The sequence below is a fragment of the Acinetobacter sp. FY683 genome (genome assembly GCF_059515885.1).
In genome coordinates, this window is record NZ_JCAKNA010000012.1 from 21,962 (window position 1) to 42,161 (window position 20,200).

At 36.8% G+C, this 20,200-nt stretch carries 21 protein-coding genes, 1 other RNA gene and 1 pseudogene; 9 read left to right on the forward strand and 14 right to left on the reverse strand.

Features of this window, described 5'->3' with window-relative positions; all coding sequences use genetic code 11:
- Positions 1–20: 20 nt before the first annotated feature.
- Positions 21–885: pseudogene (locus tag AC5YDH_RS08170) on the reverse strand (YbgF trimerization domain-containing protein).
- A gap of 280 nt (positions 886–1,165) precedes the next feature.
- On the opposite strand from AC5YDH_RS08170, the gene ffs reads away from it, so the two are divergent.
- An RNA gene (gene ffs, locus AC5YDH_RS08175) (signal recognition particle sRNA small type) lies at positions 1,166–1,262 on the forward strand.
- 60 nt (positions 1,263–1,322) lie between these two features.
- On the opposite strand, the gene AC5YDH_RS08180 is transcribed toward ffs, so the two are convergent.
- The 4 genes from AC5YDH_RS08180 to AC5YDH_RS08195 form a co-directional block, all read right to left on the reverse strand.
- Complete coding sequence (locus tag AC5YDH_RS08180; RefSeq protein WP_496118440.1) at positions 1,323–1,937, reverse strand: regulatory protein RecX; 615 nt, start codon at positions 1,935–1,937, stop codon at positions 1,323–1,325.
- Positions 1,938–2,042: 105 nt separating this feature from the next.
- Positions 2,043–3,083, reverse strand: a complete 1,041-nt coding sequence (gene recA, locus AC5YDH_RS08185; protein ID WP_496118441.1) for a recombinase RecA — start codon at positions 3,081–3,083, stop codon at positions 2,043–2,045.
- A gap of 144 nt (positions 3,084–3,227) precedes the next feature.
- Positions 3,228–3,668 (reverse strand): RNA-binding S4 domain-containing protein, encoded by a 441-nt coding sequence (locus AC5YDH_RS08190; protein ID WP_496118443.1) that lies wholly within the window; start codon positions 3,666–3,668, stop codon positions 3,228–3,230.
- The gene (locus tag AC5YDH_RS08195) at positions 3,661–4,347 is read right to left on the reverse strand and encodes an HAD-IA family hydrolase (RefSeq protein WP_496118445.1); all 687 of its coding nucleotides are present in this window, start codon (positions 4,345–4,347) and stop codon (positions 3,661–3,663) included. Before AC5YDH_RS08195 ends, AC5YDH_RS08190 begins: the two co-directional genes overlap by 8 nt.
- 15 nt (positions 4,348–4,362) lie before the next feature.
- On the opposite strand from AC5YDH_RS08195, the gene AC5YDH_RS08200 reads away from it, so the two are divergent.
- Both AC5YDH_RS08200 and AC5YDH_RS08205 read left to right on the forward strand, forming a co-directional pair.
- On the forward strand, positions 4,363–5,214 hold the full coding sequence (locus AC5YDH_RS08200) for a 3'(2'),5'-bisphosphate nucleotidase CysQ family protein (protein WP_496118446.1): 852 nt from the start codon (positions 4,363–4,365) through the stop codon (positions 5,212–5,214).
- Between the two features lie 51 nt (positions 5,215–5,265).
- Complete coding sequence (locus AC5YDH_RS08205; RefSeq protein WP_496118448.1) at positions 5,266–6,012, forward strand: histidine phosphatase family protein; 747 nt, start codon at positions 5,266–5,268, stop codon at positions 6,010–6,012.
- A 63-nt stretch (positions 6,013–6,075) separates the two neighbouring features.
- Here the strand turns inward: AC5YDH_RS08205 and AC5YDH_RS08210 are convergent, their stop codons facing one another.
- Together AC5YDH_RS08210 and rpsT are read right to left on the reverse strand one after the other, a co-directional pair.
- Positions 6,076–6,516 carry a hypothetical protein gene (locus AC5YDH_RS08210; RefSeq protein ID WP_496118450.1) on the reverse strand — a complete coding sequence of 147 codons (441 nt, stop codon included), beginning with the start codon at positions 6,514–6,516 and terminating at the stop codon, positions 6,076–6,078.
- A gap of 190 nt (positions 6,517–6,706) precedes the next feature.
- Positions 6,707–6,973, reverse strand: coding sequence for a 30S ribosomal protein S20 (rpsT, locus tag AC5YDH_RS08215; RefSeq protein ID WP_004696602.1), 267 nt, complete (start codon positions 6,971–6,973; stop codon positions 6,707–6,709).
- Between the two features lie 215 nt (positions 6,974–7,188).
- Between rpsT and AC5YDH_RS08220 the strand changes: the two genes are divergently transcribed.
- From AC5YDH_RS08220 to AC5YDH_RS08245, 6 genes are all read left to right on the forward strand, one after another.
- Positions 7,189–7,854 (forward strand): Rossmann-fold NAD(P)-binding domain-containing protein, encoded by a 666-nt coding sequence (locus tag AC5YDH_RS08220; RefSeq protein ID WP_496118453.1) that lies wholly within the window; start codon positions 7,189–7,191, stop codon positions 7,852–7,854.
- Between the two features lie 12 nt (positions 7,855–7,866).
- Positions 7,867–8,379, forward strand: coding sequence for a ribonuclease E activity regulator RraA (gene rraA / locus AC5YDH_RS08225; RefSeq protein ID WP_496118454.1), 513 nt, complete (start codon positions 7,867–7,869; stop codon positions 8,377–8,379).
- Positions 8,380–8,530: 151 nt separating this feature from the next.
- Positions 8,531–8,887 carry a hypothetical protein gene (locus AC5YDH_RS08230; protein WP_496118456.1) on the forward strand — a complete coding sequence of 119 codons (357 nt, stop codon included), beginning with the start codon at positions 8,531–8,533 and terminating at the stop codon, positions 8,885–8,887.
- A gap of 130 nt (positions 8,888–9,017) precedes the next feature.
- The gene (mfd, locus tag AC5YDH_RS08235) at positions 9,018–12,482 is read left to right on the forward strand and encodes a transcription-repair coupling factor (RefSeq protein ID WP_496118458.1); all 3,465 of its coding nucleotides are present in this window, start codon (positions 9,018–9,020) and stop codon (positions 12,480–12,482) included.
- Between the two features lie 213 nt (positions 12,483–12,695).
- Entirely contained in the window at positions 12,696–13,130 is a 435-nt protein-coding gene (locus AC5YDH_RS08240; RefSeq protein WP_496118460.1) for an HIT domain-containing protein, read from the forward strand.
- Between the two features lie 57 nt (positions 13,131–13,187).
- On the forward strand, positions 13,188–14,636 hold the full coding sequence (locus AC5YDH_RS08245) for an adenylate/guanylate cyclase domain-containing protein (protein ID WP_496118462.1): 1,449 nt from the start codon (positions 13,188–13,190) through the stop codon (positions 14,634–14,636).
- 60 nt (positions 14,637–14,696) lie between these two features.
- On the opposite strand, the gene fdx is transcribed toward AC5YDH_RS08245, so the two are convergent.
- The 7 genes from fdx to AC5YDH_RS08280 form a co-directional block, all read right to left on the reverse strand.
- A complete protein-coding gene (gene fdx / locus AC5YDH_RS08250; protein ID WP_496118464.1) occupies positions 14,697–15,035 on the reverse strand; it encodes an ISC system 2Fe-2S type ferredoxin in 339 nt (112 codons plus the stop codon).
- Positions 15,036–15,050: 15 nt separating this feature from the next.
- On the reverse strand, positions 15,051–16,910 hold the full coding sequence (gene hscA / locus AC5YDH_RS08255) for a Fe-S protein assembly chaperone HscA (protein WP_496118465.1): 1,860 nt from the start codon (positions 16,908–16,910) through the stop codon (positions 15,051–15,053).
- A gap of 77 nt (positions 16,911–16,987) precedes the next feature.
- A complete protein-coding gene (gene hscB, locus AC5YDH_RS08260; protein ID WP_496118467.1) occupies positions 16,988–17,503 on the reverse strand; it encodes a Fe-S protein assembly co-chaperone HscB in 516 nt (171 codons plus the stop codon).
- Positions 17,504–17,601: 98 nt separating this feature from the next.
- Positions 17,602–17,922, reverse strand: coding sequence for an iron-sulfur cluster assembly protein IscA (gene iscA / locus AC5YDH_RS08265; protein WP_154772906.1), 321 nt, complete (start codon positions 17,920–17,922; stop codon positions 17,602–17,604).
- Positions 17,923–17,959: 37 nt separating this feature from the next.
- Positions 17,960–18,346 (reverse strand): Fe-S cluster assembly scaffold IscU, encoded by a 387-nt coding sequence (gene iscU / locus AC5YDH_RS08270; RefSeq protein ID WP_154772905.1) that lies wholly within the window; start codon positions 18,344–18,346, stop codon positions 17,960–17,962.
- Between the two features lie 102 nt (positions 18,347–18,448).
- Positions 18,449–19,666: an IscS subfamily cysteine desulfurase gene (locus tag AC5YDH_RS08275; protein WP_496118469.1), complete on the reverse strand. Its 1,218-nt coding sequence runs from the start codon at positions 19,664–19,666 to the stop codon at positions 18,449–18,451.
- 1 nt (position 19,667) lies between these two features.
- A complete protein-coding gene (locus AC5YDH_RS08280) occupies positions 19,668–20,141 on the reverse strand; it encodes an Rrf2 family transcriptional regulator (protein ID WP_496118470.1) in 474 nt (157 codons plus the stop codon).
- Positions 20,142–20,200: the final 59 nt, after the last annotated feature.

The following is a 20,200-nucleotide window of genomic DNA, read 5'->3' on the forward strand; positions in this document are numbered from 1 at the left end:
TCTTTTTTTATTTCTAAGTCTTATTTTTTAAGAAAACCTGCTTCTTCCGATTTAGGATAGTTCGTTAAAATTTGGCTTTTATATTTATTGGCTAAAGCGGTGTTTTTATCAACATTAAGTGCAATGCTATGCAGTCGATATAATGAACTTGAAGCTTTTGATGAATTTGGGTATTTATTTGCAACAATTTCAAAATTCTTTTTAGCTTCAGCATAATTTGCCGGATCGATTCCTAAATTAAACTCTGCTAACCAAAAATATGCATTACTAATATAAGCACTATTAGGGTGGTTCTTGATAAAAGCTTGCATTGGGGCTATGGCTTTTTTCGCACCACCTTGCTTATATGCTTCTAGAGCAACAGTATATGCAGCTTTGTCGGAGCTAGTTGTTGATGTGCTATTGATGGTTTTAGGTGCTACCGAAGTTTGTACTGTTTTAGGTTGAACTTGAGGAGTAGCTTCTACTTTATTTTGTACTGGGTACAGTATCTTGTTGGTTATCCTCCTCTTTGGCAACAGAGTCTGGGTCAACTTTTTCTTGAAGTAACTCTAAACGCTGATCTAAATCTGTATAGCGATTTTGCAAGTCATGTTTGAGTTGAGCAATTTCATTATCTTGTTCTTCTATCTTTCCGCGTAAGCTGCGTAATTCGTTTTCTAAGCGCTCTGCTTTTTGCATGAGCTGCCAATTAATATTAGTGGGCGTAATAGTAGAGTCATCATTTGGTGAATTTGATACATTAATGGCAGTTGCTGTTGTTGCTGTTGTTGCTGTGTAATTTCCAGCATCTTGGCTCAATCCACGAGATTCAATAGGAATTGCGTAGAGTGGAGCAGAGCAGAGCAATGTTATTGTAAATAGAGTATGCTTTTTTAGCATAATGTAATATCCATTTTAGATTGCAGTATTGATCAATAGGTATGACCAAAGATTTGTTTGATGTAGACATTTAAAACGTCTGAACAGTGAATTGCAATATGCTTTTACAATGTTACTTTATTTTAAGTGTTATTGATTGTAGCGAATAATATTGAAGACAAAGTGTATAAAAAATTATTTTGTTTTATTAATAATCAATTGGATGAATCATTGCTGAAAATTAACCTTGTATGCTTGCAAGTTCATTAAAAATCTCTATACTCTGTCCTTGCAATGGTAGCCCTGCCGGTTACTTCGCAATTGTTCTCTGTGAACCCCGCCAGGACCGGAAGGTAGCAACGGTAACAGAATAATGATGTGCCGAAGTCTTGCTGGTAGGGTTGCCACCAGTTTTATAATAAAAATATTTAAACCTTCCTTTTCTAAATTTTTATCTCTATTTATTCAAAATCATTCAGCTTTCTATTAATTGCTTTTATAATTGCATCCATTTCAAAACCTCGATACATCAAAAAACGTATTTGCTTGGCTTTAATTTTTGGGTCTTTAGTGACTTCAGTTCCGTACTTTTTGACTTTTAGTTCATAGGCTTGTTGAATCCAGTCTGTTTCTTTGAGTTCATCTGCAATTAATGCCGCATCAATTTTTTTATTTTTCAGTTTCATTTTAATTTGATTTGGACCTTTACCCTTACGCTTTTGGCTTGAGAGCATAATTTCAGCAACACGTTTGTCACTTTGGTAGTTTTCTTTAGATAACTCATCGACAAGCTCGATAACTTCGTCTCGATTGTCTGCATATAGCGCGAGTTTTTCGATGAGTTCCGCTTTTGAATATTCTTTGCGGGTAAGTACTGCAAATGCATAAGAACGCAAGCGAGAGCCTGTTAAGCCAGGTTTTTTATCTTCAGTAGTTGTGTGGCTAAAAAGACGCTCTTCAGGATTAAAGGCTAAACCAGAAGGTGCTGATGATATTTGAGCTTGATCCTCCTCATCACCAAATTGTTGTTTTAGCGTTTCATAATCGAGAAGTTTATTAAACTTTGCGTCGGACATGACTTTCTCAGTGAAAAATATTTGCGAATAAATACTTAGATATAATAACAAAACGCCCCGAAGGGCGCTCTGTATGAATGCTTAAAGATGATCTAAATGATGGAATTAAGCATCTAAAAGATCAGGTTCTTGCTCATCTGTATCTTCAACAACTGTACCTGTTGTAAGCAGTTGCTCACGAATTAGTTTTTCAATTGTTTCAGCTAAATCTTTATGTTCTTCTAAATAGCGAATGGTGTTGTTTTTACCTTGACCAATTTTATCGCCTTGATATGAATACCAAGCACCTGCTTTTTGAACAATTTCTTGTTGTACAGCAAGATCAATTAATTCACCAAGGTGGTTAACACCTTTACCATAAAGAATTTGGAATAATGCTTCACGGAAAGGAGGAGCCATTTTGTTCTTCACAACTTTAACTTTTGTTTCAGAACCAACAATTTCATCGCCTTCTTTAACTTGACCAACACGACGAATATCAAGACGTACAGAAGCGTAGAATTTTAAAGCGTTACCACCTGTTGTTGTTTCTGGGCTACCAAACATCACACCAATTTTCATACGAATTTGGTTAATGAAGATCACCATGCAGTTAGAGCGCTTAGCATTACCTGTAATTTTACGAAGTGCTTGGCTCATTAAACGTGCTTGAAGACCCATGTGAGAGTCACCCATTTCGCCTTCAATTTCTGCACGAGGTGTAAGTGCGGCAACAGAATCGACTACGATCATGTCGATTGCACCAGAGCGAACAAGCATATCTGCAATTTCAAGTGCTTGTTCACCGTTATCTGGTTGAGAAACAAGTAAATTGTCGATATCTACGCCAAGTTTGCGTGCATATTGAGGGTCAAGTGCGTGTTCTGCGTCGATAAAAGCACATGTGCCACCAGCTTTTTGACATTCAGCAATAGCTTGTAATGTCATGGTCGTTTTACCAGAAGATTCTGGACCGTAGATTTCTACGATACGACCTTTTGGTAATCCACCAATACCAAGTGCGATATCAAGAGTGAGTGAACCTGTTGAGATTGCTTCTACAGCTTGTACAGTGTTATCACCTAAACGCATAACTGTGTTTTTACCAAATTGTTTTTCAATTTGGCTAAGTGCAGCATTTAGCGCCTTACCTTTATTCTCATCCATCTTATAACCTCAACACGATGTCACTAAATAATATATTCAAGTGGATGTATTTGATTCAATCGATTTCCACATGCCTATAGTGACAGAAAGTTTACTTATGTTCTATTGAAATCATATTGTGTGCGACACAATATGACGCTTCTATCAATCATCATTATAAGACCAAGACTGGTCAAATTGTTGATCATTTTCTTGTTTGAACTTGCTGATATCCCTACGATCTTTTTTGCTTGGGCGGTGATCAGGTCGAGCTAGATTATGCATCTTTCTTTGGGTATTAATCAATTCTCGTCGTGCAATACTGACTTCGGTTTCTTCATAAAGGAGTTGTGCAACGGGTGCAGGACCTCGAACATCAGACAGTGCCTTAACAATCACAGATTTTTTTTCTATGCCTTGCTGAACTGTAAGTTCCATACCTATACGAACTTCACGAGATACTTTCACGCGTTCACCGTTTTGATGAACTTTACCGCCTTCAATTGCATGTTTTGCAATAGAGCGTGTTTTGAAGAAGCGAGCAGCCCAAAGCCATTTATCGACACGCATGCCAACAGCATCTGGTGCTAGGTTCGATTTACGCATATTTTTCACGTTCCTCGGCTTGTTCTAAATGTTGAATTAAGTCGGTTAAGTTATTTAACATAGGGTATGCAAATTCCGTGCGCGGAGCATTATCGGAAGAGGGTTGCTGAATACTAAAAAGGTTTTGAATACCGAAGTTTTTTGCGCCATTGAGCACTTTTTCAGTGTCATCAATAAAATAACTTGTTTCAGCATCAAAAGGATGTTGTTTTGCGAGTATTTGCCAAAATTCAACAAATTCTTTGGCGTGACCAATTGTTTCAGAACTAACAATTACATCGAAATATTCTGCTAAATGCATTTTTTCTAATTTAAATTTTAAGCCTGCGCTATCTGCATTAGTCGCTAACCAAATTGGATAGTTGTTATCTTTTAAATAGTTGAGAAGCTCTAAACAACCTTCACGTTTTTTGACTTTATCTTTATATTCAATTTGCATAGCCAAAACGTCTACCCCAACTTTTGCTGTCCAAAAGCGTGAAGAGTACCAATTTAGCGTATGATTATGTTCTTGGTAAAATTCAAAAAGTGTATTTTTACTTTGTTCTATTGTGCATTGATGCATTTCTGCATAACGAATGGGTAATAGGTGATTCCAAATAAAATCATCATAAGCAAGGTCGAGTAAAGTTCCGTCCATGTCGAAAATGATTGTTGGTTTTTTAGAGTGATTTGACATATTTAAAGGTAATCTATGTTTAAGCCTACAACAGCGCCGCAAGACAGTTTGACTTTACAGCTTGTTCCCATTCTGACACAAGCATGTGAAATTTTGCGAGAAGAATATCAACAATATTGCTCAGGTTTGGCTTTTGATATAGAGAAAAAACAAGACGATTCACCTGTAACGCAGGCAGACTATCGAGTGAATCATTTTTTGACATTAGCTTTGGCGGAAATATCTAGATTACCTTTGCTTTCGGAAGAAGGTGATCATTTAACTCGACAAAATTGGCAAAAATTTTGGATGTTAGACCCTTTAGATGGAACCAAGGAGTTTTTGCATAAGCGACCTGAATTTACCATTAATGTAAGTTTAGTTGATGGAGAAAATACAAGTTTTGCCGTTCTTGCGATTCCTTGTGAGCGAACTTTGTATATTGCACCTGAAAGTGGTTTTCCTCTTAAATATGAAATAGAAACACGACAATGGTCAATTTATTCAAAGAAGGGTGATGATACAATTATTAAAATTGGTTTAAGTCAAAGTAGTCAAAAAAAACCAAAATATGAGCAATATTTACAAGCAATATCTGAATTAACAGCCTATTCGGAATTTAAGGCGGGAAGTGCTTATAAGTTTTGTATGATGCTTGAAGATCAAGTTGATATTTATCCAAGATTCCATCCTACATGTGAATGGGATACGAGTGCAGGGCAATGTCTGCTTGAACGTATTGGTGGTGGCTTGGTTGACTTTAAAGGTCGTGCATTTTTATATAATCAAAGAGAAACATTGTTAAATGATGGTTTTATCGCATATAAGAATGAAGATATGAAAAAATTGGCATTTCAAGCAGTAGAACTTATGGCTAGTAAGCATTGAGCAAATATTGCTTCGTGATATAGTGGAGTAAATCCTTTCAATGTTTTTATTATGGCATTAGATCTTCTTCCAGCAAGTATGTTAAAGGCAATTGATTTATTACCTGATACAAAAGTGCCTGTAACATTATTTACGCGTCATTCAATTCGTGAAGAAGTGGCAGGTAAAGGCTTGGCTGGATATGACTTACAACTTACGAATCAAGGTCGAGATCTTGCGGAAGCATGGGGTGGGTATTTAATTAAAAATACAGATCGCTCAATAAAACATTGTATATCTAGCCCAATTCAACGATGTATTGACACGGCAGCACTGATGATTCAGGGAGCTGATGATATCGGTGATACGCTGCATACACATAATATTGAAATTATTGAACAGGGATTGTTGGTAGAGCCTGGAAGTTTTGTACTTGATATTAAGCAAGCAGGTCCATATTTCAAAGAGCAGGGCGCATTAGGTTTTATTAATAGCTTTGTAAACAATGCATTACCAGGTATGAAAAAACCCATTCATGGTGCGGTAGATGTACTTGAGCTTATTTATAATACGCATCCTGAGCAAAAAAATGGATTAAGTTTGGCTGTGAGTCACGACACGATTTTGGCGGCAATTTTAGCTGTAATTTCGGGTCGTTCAGTCATTACCAAAGAAGATTGGCCAAAAATGATGGAAGGTTTATTTGTTTGGTTTGAAGGAGATGTATTTTTAGAATCTCAGCTAAAATGGATTTGGCGTGGTGAAATACATGAGCTTGATATACGTGATTTTGAAAAAAATAATGGTTTGGTTGGTTAAAATTTTAAAAAGCGAGTTATTTAAAAAAGCCAGTTATTTAAAGAGTAACTGGCTTTTTTAATATCATATTTTTGCTTTTAATCGATTTTCAAATTTCAATAAATTAATCGTAAAGCCATCATCATTTAAAGGCCAAACATAGGTATTTACAGGGATACTTTGTTGATGGATTCGATTGTATTTGTCTGCGGCAATTAGCGTTGCAATATCATGTTCTGGAATGGTGTAGGCATGTACAACATCTTTAGGGTATTTTGTGCGTGAATAGAATTCTTCTTCAGATTCACCTTCATGTAGGGCAAATATTCGTTCAATGGCAGGTAAGTAAACACCGTAACCTAACCATGAGTCGACACCTTGGGAGGCTTGAATTTCGGCAGTGCCTTTCATATTAGAAATGACTTTACCAATGATGTCAGTTTCACCTTTTGAATTGAAGTATTCAATATACTGATTTTCTGTTTCTTGAAATTTGTCGAGTGTTGGTAGAAATTTATTAATCATTATGTTGCCCCAAATTAAGAAAATTTGCTTATATGGAATGTAACGACTAAAAAATAATACCATAATTTTTTTATGGGATTATTATTCTCTGAATTGGTAATTTGAATAAAAAATGGAATGAGTATTGTTTACTTTTAATAAAGTACGGGCATAAAAAAAGCCCTAAAAGGGCTTTTTTTACTGCAACAAATTAGTTAGCTAATGCTTTAACTTGTGCGTTTAAACGGCTCTTATGACGAGCAGCTTTGTTTTTATGGATGATACCTTTGTCAGCCATACGGTCGATCACAGGTACAGCAGTTTTGTACGCTTCTGATGCAACAGCATAGTCGCCAGCAGCAATAGCAGCTACTGTACGTTTGATGTAAGTACGAACCATAGAACGCAAGCTTGCGTTGTGTTTACGTGCTTTAACGTTTTGACGAGCACGTTTTTTAGCTTGAGCAGAGTTTGCCACTCGTGCACTCCTTGAATTAGATTGGTCTGGGCGGGCTGAAATTGCATCTGAAAACCATCTCCAGAAGAATGATCACCAGCCCGTAAACAAGTGCCATATTTTGATTAAATAATGCAGTTAAGTCAAGTCTTGACTTGGTTTGACTACATTTTAGATGCATAAAAAAGACGAATAAAGCGTTATATTATGGAATATTAAAGGAGTTTGCTTTTAAAATGATCAACTCAATAAAAAGTGCCATCGTCATAGGTGCAACAGGTTTGGTGGGAAAGCGGTTGCTCAATTTGCTAAATGAATCGCAACATTGTGACAAAATTACAGCAATTGTTCGAAATGAAAATGAAGAGCTAAAAAAATTAAAAAAAGTGCATCAAATTGTAATGAATGATTTCTTTTTGCTCAATTCATTGGATGTTCAAGAATATACGCATGCATTTAGTTGTTTAGGGACAACGATAAAAAAAGCAGGTTCTAAAGAAAATTTCTTTCATATTGATTATGAGCTGAATGTACATTTTGCACATCTATTTCAAAATACGAAAACACACTATGTGTTGGTGAGTGCGTTGGGTGCAAATGCTCAATCTAAATTTTTTTATAATCAAGTTAAAGGTCAGCTAGAACAATATATTCAGGGTCTACAACTTTCAAAGGTTTCTATTATTCAGCCTTCATTATTGTTGGGTCATAGAGATGAACAGCGAACTTTGGAAGATTTGACTCAAAAATTATATTTAAAGTTCTCGCATTTGGTGCCATCGACTTTTAAATATAAGCCAGTGACATCTGATCAGGTGGCTTATACTATGGTCGAGGCTGCACTTTATCAAACTGAACAATTTAAAATTTATGATAATTTAACAATACATAAAACTAAATAGAGGGATTACGCTGTGTCGAATGTGCCATTTGTAACTTGTGATTTATTGGATGATCATCCAGATTTAGATATTCAAGTTTTGATTCCATCATTAGATGGTAAGTTTCTTAATAGTTATGGTGCACGTAAAACATTTGGTGGTGAGGTGGTTACTGTCAAATGTTTTGGTGATAATTCTCGTGTAAAAGAGTTACTCGCAACAGACGGTACAGGAAAGGTTTTGGTTGTAGATGGTGGAGCATCTATGCGCTGTGCTTTAATGGGAGATATGATTGCAGAGTCTGCTGTTCAAAATCATTGGAATGGCGTGATTATTTACGGTTGTGTGCGAGATGTAGATGCGATTGCTCAACTTGATTTAGGTGTACATGCTTTGGCTGCTATTCCACAAAAAAGTACGCGTAAAGGCGTGGGTGAAGTAGATATTGAAATTTCACTTGGTAATGTGCGCTTTAATTCAGGTGATTATGTTTATGCAGACAATAATGGAATTATTGTCTCTAAAACTAAACTAGTTGACCTTTAATCAATAAGTTGGGTGAAATCTACGCTTAAAAATAAAGCGTGAAAATGGCGAACTATAAGTGTTCGCCATTTTTACATGTAATTAGAAATAGCGAAAATACATGAGCAGTACTAAGATATAGTGCTAAGAGTTGTATGAAATTTGATTTGAAATGCTAAATAAAATTGTAGATTTTTTTAAAAGTGATAAAGAAACACCCGAACAGATTTTTTTAAAAGAAAATCATATTGAATATAATGTAGAGCAGGGTTTTATTATTAATAGCATTGTTGTTAATGAGTGGTCGGAACGTTTAGAGTATTTATCGAATCGTAGATTAAAAAAATTTGATGATTTAAAAGCCCTTTATGATGCGGGTATGATTATTAATGAAAAAATTGATTTAGAAATTACATCGCAAAGATTTGTTGCTCGTTTAGGAAATACAAAAGAAAACTTGCTTGAACTTAAACAGGTGGTAAAGCTACTTAATGAATATTATCGAAATTTTTTAAGAGATAAAAAATAAAATATATAAGAAAATGGGCTTGTAGAAATATAAGCCTTTTTTATTGAGTCTTGAATATAAAAATTCATCTAAACTAAAAAAGCATCGTGTTAAGATACGACCACGTTGTTTAACTTTAAAAGTCAGATAAATGTTCCAACAAGAAATAGCTCAACTCAATTTGCCACGCCTTAAAACAGGTGAAAAACGCTGGATAGGTAATTTACAAGGTTCTGCAGCAGCACTACTTTTTAAAGAAATCAGCAAGCAAAATAAGCAACTATTTATTCTTGTGGCACGTAATAATCAGCATTTGGGGCAACTTGAAAGTGAGCTTGAATTCTATGGCATAAAGCCGACTATTTTCCCTGATTGGGAAATTTTGCCTTATGACCGATTATCTCCACATCAAGATATTGTGTCTGAGCGTTTATCTATTTTATCGAATATGCCAACGCAAGGTATTTTACTTATTTCAGCCACAACTTTAGCGCAGCGTGTTGCACCAACCACATGGGTTTTAGGTGAGCATTTTGATATTAAAATTGGGCAAAAATTTGATTTAGAAAAACAAAAAATAAGATTGATTCAGGCTGGCTATCATCTTGTAGATACCGTATATGATCATGGTGAGTTTGCTGTACGTGGCAGTATTATGGATATTTATGCTTCGGGGCAAAATGCACCTATTCGTATAGATTTATTTGACGATGAAATTGAAAGCTTAAAATTTTTCGATCCAGAAACACAGCGTACAACAGAAGCATTAAAAGAATTTGTGGTTTTGCCTGCAAAAGAGTTTCCACTTAAAGAGGGACGATCTATCTTTAGAGATCGTTATGCAGAGGTTTTTCCATCGGCAAATCCTAAGCGGAATCCGATTTATCAAGATGCATTAGAGGGCATTGCATCCCCAGGCTTGGAATATTATTTCCCATTGTTTTTTGAACAAAAGGACATGGAAAGCCAAAGTACCTTGCTATCTTACTTACCAAAGAATGGCATTGTCATTACAGATTCACATTTAGATGATGAGTTAACTAACTATTGGAAAGATATTGTTCGTCGTTATGAAGATCGTCGTCACAATGTTGATCAACCCATTTTGCCTCCCGAATATTTATTTTTACAGCCAAATCAGGTGCTAGAGCAAATAAATAGTTTTGGTCGTATTGTTGTATCGGCAGAAGTGTTTGATGAAAAAGCAGGTGTTACCAATTTAAATACGGAAATTCCACCTCGTTTACCTGTAGATCCGAAGCAAGAACAACCATTTGCTGCTGTAAAAAAATATGTAGATGACTCGACTTATCCTGTTTTAATTGTCGCTGAAAGTGCAGGTCGACGCGAAACGTTAAAAGATGCATTACGCACATCTTTAGGTGATATTCCAAATGTCGATACTTTTGAGCAATTTCAGATATCGGCACAGTCTATTGCAATTACGAGTGCACCTTTAGACCGAGGTTTGGTACTTTCAGGAAAGCTTAGTGTTATTTCTGAAAATCAATTATATGAGCATCGAGTTGTTCAGCGTCGTCGTAAACGTCAGCAAGAAGTTTCCGAAGAGTTTTTGGTTAGAAGCTTAACTGAGCTGAGTATTGGCGCACCTGTAGTTCATATCGATTATGGCGTAGGGCGTTATGCAGGTTTAATTACTTTAAGTATTGATGATCAAGATCATGAGTTTTTACAGCTCGATTATGCCGATGCTGCAAAAGTTTATGTGCCTGTGACCAATTTGCATTTAATTAGTCGTTATAGCGGTGGTGATCCAGATCTTGCACCTTTGCATAAGCTAGGTACAGATGCATGGTCTAAGGCTAAACGAAAAGCTTTAGAGCAAATACATGATGTTGCTGCAGAACTTTTACATATTCAGGCACGTCGTCAGGCTAAGCCAGGTTTTGGTTTTGAGCGTGATGAGAAATTGTATATGCAATTTGCTTCAGGCTTTGCTTATGAAGAAACTCTAGATCAAGCGAATGCAATTGAAGCGACACTTTATGATATGCAGCTTGCAAAGCCAATGGATCGGCTGGTTTGTGGTGATGTTGGCTTTGGTAAAACGGAAGTGGCAATGCGTGCTGCTTTTATGGCTGTACAAAATAATAAGCAAGTTGCAGTACTTGTTCCGACAACTTTACTTGCACAGCAACATTATGAATCGTTTAAAGATCGTTTTGCAGATTGGCCTGTACGTATAGAAGTGCTTTCTCGTTTTGGTTCTACAAAAACACATAACAAAACCATTGAAGATTTAGCTGATGGTAAAGTGGATATTGTGATTGGAACGCACAAAATTCTTCAAGAAAACATTCAGTTTAAAAACTTAGGTTTAATGATTGTTGATGAAGAGCATCGCTTTGGTGTACGAGATAAAGAACGTATTAAAGCCATGCGTGCTGATGTTGATATGCTGACATTAACGGCAACACCTATTCCACGTACGCTGAATATGGCATTTAGTGGTATGCGTGATTTATCTATTATTGCAACGCCACCTGCACGTCGATTGGCTGTAAAAACTTTTGTACAAGAACATACAGATGATGCAGTTAAAGAGGCAATATTGCGTGAATTATTACGTGGTGGTCAGGTGTATTTCTTACATAATGAAGTAGATACGATTGAACGAACAGCAGAAAACATTCGTAATTTAGTTCCTGAGGCACGTGTTGCGGTTGCACATGGTCAAATGCGAGAACGTGAGCTTGAACAGGTTATGCAGCAGTTCTATCACAAAGAATATAATGTATTGGTTTGTTCAACGATTATTGAAACAGGTATTGATGTTCCAAGCGCCAACACCATTTTAATTGAACGTGCAGATAAACTTGGTTTGGCTCAGTTACACCAATTGCGTGGACGTGTAGGGCGCTCGCATCATCAAGCTTATGCCTATTTGCTAGTTCCATCTATTAAAGGCTTGAAAGGCGATGCTGAGAAGCGTTTAGATGCAATTCAGCGTGCGTCTACTTTGGGTGCAGGTTTCATGCTTGCAACAGAAGACTTGGAAATTCGTGGAGCAGGTGAGTTACTTGGTGAGCAGCAAAGTGGTTCGATGCAAGCCATTGGTTATAGTTTGTATATGGAAATGCTTGAAAAGGCGACTAAAGCCATTAAAAAAGGTAAAACGCCAAATTTTGATGCACCATTATCATTAACTGCTGAAATTAATTTACATATGCCTGCATTAATTCCAGATGATTATTTGGGTGATGTACATCAGCGTTTATTATTTTACAAACGCATTAGCAATACGGATACACAAGAAAAACTTGATAATATTCGAATGGAGTTGATAGACCGATTTGGTATTCCGCCGCAATCGGTTAAGCAATTATTTGCTGTTCATCAAATACGTTTAAAAGCAGAAACTTTGGGAATTACCAAAGTTGATATTGGTGAGAATGGAGGACATATTGAATTCTCTCCAGATACGCCAGTACAAGCCATGAGTATTATTCAAATGATGCAGAAGCAGCCGACTTATTATCGTATGGATGGTGGTCAGAGATTGAAAATTACGGTAATGCTTCAAGATCACACAAAGCGTTTACAGTTTATAAACGATGTGTTGAATCATTTGATCAATGAATTAAAAGCATCGTAAAACGAGGAAATGAAAGCTGCCATCGGTCATAAATTTATATTATTTTTTAATAGGTACTTGTATTCCTAGGAATAAAATATTAAAAATGAATGTATGACCGAGTTCAAAACAAATGAGCAGTTATTTGTAGTGAAACACGTTATATAGAATATTCACACCCTTTGGGATGTGATAGTATTAGCCATCATTCTAATTTGCATCATTAATAAAGATATGTTTAGTTTGCATCCACAACTTGCTCAAGACACTTTTTTTGTCGGCGACTTTCCGTTATCAACATGTCGTTTAATGAATGATATGCAATTTCCTTGGCTTATTTTGATTCCACGTGTGCCAGGAATAACAGAGTTGTATGAACTTAGTCAGGCAGATCAAGAACAATTTTTACGTGAATCTAGCTGGTTATCAAGTCAATTATCACGCGTATTTCGTGCGGATAAAATGAATGTTGCTGCACTTGGGAATATGGTTCCTCAGTTGCATTTTCATCATGTTGTTCGTTACCAAAACGATGTGGCTTGGCCTAAACCTGTTTGGGGTTCTCAAGCAGTTCCATATAGCAATGAAGTACTTGCGCACATGCGTCAAACTTTAATGCTTGCTCTACGTGGTCAAGGTGAAATGCCATTTGACTGGAGAATGGACTGATTGACTTAGTTAAGCCACGAGGGGGTTTCGTGGCTTTAATCCTTGGGGAGAAAGGATTTGTCATTAGACACTTTGATGGATAGAGATCCAAAGCAATTTGAATACCTACATAGAGTTGTAGGGTATAGTAGTCTTGCATTAATTCTTATTGTTTATTATTTCACTTATCCCGATACGACCTATCAACTCTATATTCCATTATTTCTTATCATTTTCCTTATTTTTACGCCTAAGTTAAGCCAGTGGCTTGAATATAAATATAATGGTGTACGTGCAAGAAGAAACATCTTTTTTCTTATTGATATTGCAATTGTTGCCGTTACGCTTTCAGCGATTCAACTCAATATTGTTTTGACTTTTTTAACATTGGTCTCGCTGCTGTATACGGTAATTAATGTTAAAGTTCCATTCATTATTATTGCTGTGTCTGGGCTTTTTGGCATAGTTATATTTTATTTTTCGAATATATTTTTATTTGGTTTTGGTCCATATTTTCAACAAACTAGTGTTGAGCTAACTGTTCTTGCATTTTTATGCGTGATTGGTTTTTTTGGTATGGGTTCAATTTATCAAATTCGCCGTGTAAAAATGGCAACAGCAAAACAAGAATATTATTACTCTCAAATGCACCGTTATATGGAATTTGCTAATCAGTTAAGTCGTTATGCGCCTTTACAGTTGTGGCAATCTATTATGAAAGGTGAGTCTGAGGCAAAAATTGAATATAAGCGTAAGAAAATGACAATTTTCTTTTCGGATATTCAAGGATTTACCGAGCTATCAGAGACGCTTATTCCTGATGATTTGGCATTTGTTTTAAATGATTATTTAAGTCATATGACCGAAATTGCTAAGCATTATGAAGCAACCGTAGATAAGTTTATGGGTGATGCCATTCTTATTTTCTTTGGCGACCCAAATTCTCAAGGCCCAGAGCAAGATGCTAAAATATGTGTAGAAATGGCAATTGCGATGCGTCAGCAAATGAAGTTGTTACGCGAACGTTGGATTAAAATGGGTTATCCTGCGTTACATATTCGCATGGGAATTAGTACGGGTTATTGTCACGTTGGTAATTATGGTGCTGCATACCGTATGGCGTATACCATTGTTGGACGTGATGCAAACTTGGCGGCTCGTTTACAAAGTGCAGCCGAAGTTGATGAAATTTTGGTATCAGAAAGTACATATAATTTAGTGAAAAGTAGCTATTTATGTGCACCAAGAGCACCGATTTCATTAAAAGGGATACAAGAGCCTGTTCCAACATGGCAGGTAATGGAAAAGTATAAGTCAGATGTAACTGAGTATCAGCAGTGGTTTGATTATGAATATAAAGGTTTTCATTTGTTGCTAAACTTTGATGAAGTGCAAAACTTTGAATATTCAAAACTCATTGATGTATTAGAGAAAATGATTAAGCGTATTCAAACTCAACAAGCTTTAACGAACTCGCAAGGTATTGTTAAACTTCGTTTATCTGATGAAGTTATAGTTGAAGACTAATATTTATTTTTATTAGATTAAAAAAAACCATGCTTTTGCATGGTTTTTTTTAAATATGAATTAGTGATTTTCAGAAGCATGGTTAATCGTGTACTTCGGAATTTCAACTTCTAAGTCTTCATCAACAACTTTAACTTGGCAAGAGAGGCGAGAATCTGGTTCTAACCCCCAAGCACGATCAAGTAAGTCTGCTTCAACATCATTCATTTCTTCTAAGCCATCGAAGCCTTTACGTACAACAACGTGGCAAGTTGTACATGCAGCTGACATATCGCAAGCATGTTCAATTTTGATACCATTTTTGAGTAAGCTTTCGCAAAGGTTAGCGTTTTCTTCAACTTCAAACTCAGCACCTTCGGGGCAAATTACCGCATGTGGAAGAACTTTAATACGTGGCATATTCTTTACCTTAAATTAGTTTGAGTTTGACCAGTCATCAAGCTTGGTGCCTTTTAAAGCGGCATCAATATGTTGATTCATGCGAGCAGCAGCAAATGCATCACTGTGTATTTTAAGCTGCTCAACCGAATCTTCAATAGCTTTGATATCTGATGTTTCAATTTGAGTTTCTAAATGTGTTTTTGCACGAGTTAATTGGTTAAGTTGATCTTGACCTAAAAGGTGAGCATCAACTTTTAAAGCTTGTTCTAATGCTTCAAGTTCGCGTTTAGCTTCAACTTTAGTTTCTTGTAAGTGACGAAGATTTTTATCTTCTTCTGCATATTTGAAACCGTCTACTAGCAAACGCTCCATATCTGTATCAGATAAACCATAAGATGGCTTGATATCAATTTGAGCTTGAACACCTGAGGTTGTTTCTTTGGCAGAAACGCTTAACAAGCCATCAGCATCTACTTGGAATGTTACTTCAATTCGTGCTTGACCAGCAGTCATTGGAGGAATACCACGAAGTACGAAACGACCTAAGCTACGGCAGTGTTCAACTAAATCACGTTCACCTTGAACAACATGAATCAACATGGCTGTTTGACCATCTTGATATGTTGTAAATTCTTGACGACGTGCAACGGGAATGGCGGTATTGCGTGAAATTAAGCGCTCAACTAGCCCACCCATGGTTTCTAAACCAAGTGACAATGGGGTTACATCTAAAAGTAGCGAACCATCTGTAGAGTTACCAATAAGTTGGTTTGCGGTGATAGATGCTCCAATTGCAACAACTTCATCGGGGTTGATTGTGCAAAGAGGTTCTTGATTGAAAACTTCGCGGACTGCTTTTTGAACAGCATAAGAACGAGTAGAGCCACCCACTAATACCACACGTTGAATATCTTCTAAATCAAGTTTTGCATCGCGCATTACACGTTTACAAACACTGATAGTTTTATCTAACGCAATTTTGATAATTTCTTCAAATGTTGAGCGATCAAGAGTTAAAGCTTGATTAACAAGTTCTAGTTTTACACTTTCTTGATGAGTTAATGCTTCTTTTGCTTGGCGTGCAGCAACTATTGCATGTGCATATTCAGTGTCATCTAAGGTATCAATGCTAAGCTGTTTTTTTGCCCATTTGACAATAAGACGATCTAAGTCATCACCGCCTAGTGCTGTATGCCCACCTGTTGCTAACACTTCAAAGACGCCTTGCGAGAAGCGTAGAATTGAAACGTCAAATGTACCGCCACCTAAATCATAAATCACATAGTTTTGATCATGCTCTAGATTTGCTTCTTGGTCTAAGCCATAAGCTACCGCAGCGGCAGTAGGCTCATTTAATAAGCGTAAAACATTTAAACCTGCAAGCTGTGCAGCATCGCGAGTTGCTTGACGTTGAGCTTCATCAAAGTAAGCAGGAACTGTAATAACAGCGCCATTAATCGGGTTCTTTAAGCTAGATTCAGCACGATCTTTCAACTGTTTTAAAATTTCAGCAGAAATTTCTACAGGTGTTTTATGGCCTTGTGCTGTTTCAAATGCTGGCATTTGATTGTCTTCACCCAAAAGAGTGTATGGGTGTTGAAATTTAATGTCGGCTTTTGATCGACCCATAAAACGCTTTACAGATGTAATTGTATTTTTAGGATCTGTTGTTAAAAATGGTTTTGCATCATCGCCAAATTGCGTTGTTTGATCAGCATAATGTACGACAGAGGGAAGTAACACGCGACCTTGTTCATCATTGAGCACTTTGGCTTTACCTGAAAGAACTGTTGCGACCAATGAGTGTGTTGTACCTAAATCGATACCAATTGCAATTTTGTGTTCATGCGGTGCACTTGATTGACCTGGTTCTGCAATTTGCAAGAGAGCCATTGTGTTACATCCTTTGCACGTTAAAAAGTAAAAAAATAAATAATGCTTGAATTGCTTAAGCTAAATAGCTTTAAAACTTAAAATTCATCATCTAAGTCGAAGTTGTCATCATCTAAGAAACGATCTTCGGCTTTGTTAATATCGGCCAAAACTTTTTGGAAAAAGCGTAGTTTACGAACAGTATCGCGTGCTTCAGCCCAATCTTCATCATCGTAATCAATTTTAAACTCACGAACCAAGCCATCTATCCACTGCTGAACTTCTTTTTTAAGAGATTGCAGATCATCGGCAGAGTGGGCTTCATCAAGTTGTTCACGGATTTCTAAAGCAGATTGAAGAAATTCGAAATCGCCAATAGATTGATCTAAATGGTAATCTTGCTTTTTTAAGCTTAACAAATATGCCGCACGGCTATCTACATTTGATAATGCTTTATAAGCTTGGTTGATTTCACTCGATTTAATCAGTGCTTGGTCTTTATCTTCGGCTTTGTCTGGATGATATTGCTGCTGAAGCTTTAAAAATTCAGCTTTTAACGTCGCTAAATTAATATCAAGAACAACGGGAAGATTGAACAACTCAAAATGATTCATGGGAAATTGTGTCCACGATAAATTTGCAAATCATATAGATTAAATACGATTAAAACAGTGTTGGACACTGTTTTAATACGTGAAAAGGCTAATGAAAATTAAACTGTGAACGATTCGCCACAGCCACATTCGCCTTTTTTATTTGGGTTATTGAATTCGAAACCTTCATTTAAGCCATTTTTAACATAGTCCATCTCCATACCATCAAGATAAACCAAGCTTTTCGGGTCAACGAAAACATTTACACCATGCTGAACAAACATTTGGTCATGAGTATCGACTTCATCAACAAATTCGAGTACATAAGCCAAACCTGAACAGCCAGAAGTTTTCACACCAACACGAATGCCTTCACCTTTACCACGATTTTTCAGGTAATTGCTGATGTGAGCAGCCGCATTTTCAGTTAAATTGATCATGAAAACTCCGTGATACTTTGTTCAATACGCAAAACGATTAAGCTTTTGCTTTTTTGCTACGGTAGTCTTCTACAGCAGCTTTAATTGCATCTTCAGCTAAAACAGAGCAGTGTACTTTCACTGGTGGTAAAGCAAGTTCAGTTGCGATATCAATATTCTTAATTTCTTGAGCTTGATCTAGTGTTTTGCCTTTTAGCCACTCTGTTACAAGTGAGCTAGAAGCAATAGCAGAACCACAACCATAAGTTTTGAAGCGTGCTTCTTCAATTACACCGTTGTCATCAACTTGGATTTGTAAGCGCATTACGTCACCACAAGCTGGTGCACCAACCATACCAGTACCAACATTTTCAGCATTTTTGTCTAAAACACCAACATTACGAGGGTTTTCGTAATGATCAATTACTTTTTCGCTATAAGCCATGACGCGTCTCCAAAACTCGGGGTCAGCCAAATATTTAATGGGGATGAATTTAAGTTAATCAACAAGATAGTTTGATTTCAAACTATCTTGTTTGGGGATGAATTAATGTTCAGCCCATTCAACAGTTGAAAGATCGATACCGTCTTTGTACATATCCCAAAGAGGTGAAAGATCACGTAATTTTTGAACAGCAGTTTTAGTCACTTCAAGAACATGGTCAATATCTGCTTCAGTTGTGTATTTACCAAAGCTGAAACGAATTGAGCTATGAGCTAGTTCGTCTGAAAGACCTAGTGCACGAAGGACATAAGATGGTTCTAATGTTGCAGATGTACATGCAGAACCTGAAGATACTGCAGCATCTTTTAGTGCCATCATTAAAGACTCACCTTCAACAAAGTTGAAGCTTACATTTAAGTAGTTCGCAACGCTTTGAGTCGGGTGACCATTTAAGAAGACTTGTTCTAAACCTTGTAAACCATTCCAAAGTTTGTCACGCAGAATACGAATACGTGCTTGTTCAGATGCTAGATTTTTACCAGCTAATTCAAAAGCTTCACCCATACCAACAATTTGGTGAGTCGCTAAAGTACCTGAACGCATACCACGTTCATGACCACCGCCATGCATTTGAGCTTTTAGACGTACACGCGGTTGACGACGTACATAAAGAGCACCAATGCCTTTAGGGCCATAAATTTTGTGAGCAGAGAAGCTCATTAAATCTACTTTCATTGTAGAAAGATCGATTTCGATTTTACCAGCAGCTTGAGCAGCATCTACGTGGAAGAAGATTTTCTTAGCACGAGTGATTTCACCAATTGCAGCAACGTCAGTTACCGTACCAATTTCGTTGTTTACCATCATAAGAGAAACAAGAATTGTATCTGGACGAATTGCAGCTTCAACCATTTCAGGTGTGATTAAACCTGTTTTAGGCTGTGGTTCGATATAAGTGATTTCGAAGCCTTCTGCTTCTAATTCACGACAAGTATCTAAAATTGCTTTATGTTCAATTTTGCTTGTAATGATATGTTTGCCTTTAGATGCATAGAATTGAGCAACACCTTTAAGAGCAAGGTTATCAGATTCTGTAGCACCAGAAGTCCATACGATTTCGCGAGGATCTGCTTTAATTAAGTTAGCAACTTGTTCGCGTGCATATTCAACTTTTTCTTCTGCCTGCCAGCCATAAGCATGTGAACGAGAAGCTGCGTTACCAAAAGTACCATCAAAAGTTAAACACTCAACCATGCGTTCCGCAACTTGAGGGTCAACAGGAGTTGTTGCTGCGTAATCTAGATAAATTGGACGTTTCATGTCAAATACCTGTAACCGATAATAAGTCTGAATCAAAAGAAGCTGAATTTTGGCGAATTGCAACGGTTTGAACGTTGTCTCTAGCTACAAGATCAGCAAGTGTGATTTTTTCTAGATAATCGGCAATGTGATGGGAGAGCTCTTGCCATAAATCATGTGTTAAGCACATTGCACCATTTTGGCAGTTACCTTTATGGTCGCAACGAGTTGCATCAACAGCTTCATTTACAGCTTCAATAATGGCTAACACAGTAATATCTTCAGCACTACGCGCAAGGTGATAACCACCATTTGCACCGCGAATACTTGAAACTAAGCCGTGACGTTTTAATTTAGCGAACAGTTGTTCAAGGTAAGCCACAGAAATAGATTGTCGAGATGCAATTTCAGCAAGAGTGATCGTTTGTTCAGTTGGCTGCAAAGCTAAATCAAGAAGAGCAGTCACTGCGTAGCGACCGCGAGTGGTTAAGCGCATGATTCGATACACATGGTTAGACTAGATGGTTCAATTCTATGAATCCTGACTAAAATAGT

Bases quoted from the DNA above. Each gene is read 5' to 3' on its own strand.
- AC5YDH_RS08180 (WP_496118440.1), bottom strand. From the start codon at position 1,937: ATGTCCGACGCAAAGTTTAATAAACTTCTCGATTATGAAACGCTAAAA.
- recA (WP_496118441.1), bottom strand. From the start codon at position 3,083: ATGGATGAGAATAAAGGTAAGGCGCTAAATGCTGCACTTAGCCAAATT.
- AC5YDH_RS08190 (WP_496118443.1), bottom strand. From the start codon at position 3,668: ATGCGTAAATCGAACCTAGCACCAGATGCTGTTGGCATGCGTGTCGAT.
- AC5YDH_RS08195 (WP_496118445.1), bottom strand. From the start codon at position 4,347: ATGTCAAATCACTCTAAAAAACCAACAATCATTTTCGACATGGACGGA.
- AC5YDH_RS08200 (WP_496118446.1), top strand. From the start codon at position 4,363: ATGTTTAAGCCTACAACAGCGCCGCAAGACAGTTTGACTTTACAGCTT.
- AC5YDH_RS08205 (WP_496118448.1), top strand. From the start codon at position 5,266: ATGGCATTAGATCTTCTTCCAGCAAGTATGTTAAAGGCAATTGATTTA.
- AC5YDH_RS08210 (WP_496118450.1), bottom strand. From the start codon at position 6,516: ATGATTAATAAATTTCTACCAACACTCGACAAATTTCAAGAAACAGAA.
- AC5YDH_RS08220 (WP_496118453.1), top strand. From the start codon at position 7,189: ATGATCAACTCAATAAAAAGTGCCATCGTCATAGGTGCAACAGGTTTG.
- AC5YDH_RS08230 (WP_496118456.1), top strand. From the start codon at position 8,531: ATGCTAAATAAAATTGTAGATTTTTTTAAAAGTGATAAAGAAACACCC.
- mfd (WP_496118458.1), top strand. From the start codon at position 9,018: ATGTTCCAACAAGAAATAGCTCAACTCAATTTGCCACGCCTTAAAACA.
- AC5YDH_RS08240 (WP_496118460.1), top strand. From the start codon at position 12,696: ATGTTTAGTTTGCATCCACAACTTGCTCAAGACACTTTTTTTGTCGGC.
- fdx (WP_496118464.1), bottom strand. From the start codon at position 15,035: ATGCCACGTATTAAAGTTCTTCCACATGCGGTAATTTGCCCCGAAGGT.
- hscA (WP_496118465.1), bottom strand. From the start codon at position 16,910: ATGGCTCTCTTGCAAATTGCAGAACCAGGTCAATCAAGTGCACCGCAT.
- hscB (WP_496118467.1), bottom strand. From the start codon at position 17,503: ATGAATCATTTTGAGTTGTTCAATCTTCCCGTTGTTCTTGATATTAAT.
- iscA (WP_154772906.1), bottom strand. From the start codon at position 17,922: ATGATCAATTTAACTGAAAATGCGGCTGCTCACATCAGCAATTACCTG.
- iscU (WP_154772905.1), bottom strand. From the start codon at position 18,346: ATGGCTTATAGCGAAAAAGTAATTGATCATTACGAAAACCCTCGTAAT.
- AC5YDH_RS08275 (WP_496118469.1), bottom strand. From the start codon at position 19,666: ATGAAACGTCCAATTTATCTAGATTACGCAGCAACAACTCCTGTTGAC.
- AC5YDH_RS08280 (WP_496118470.1), bottom strand. From the start codon at position 20,141: ATGCGCTTAACCACTCGCGGTCGCTACGCAGTGACTGCTCTTCTTGAT.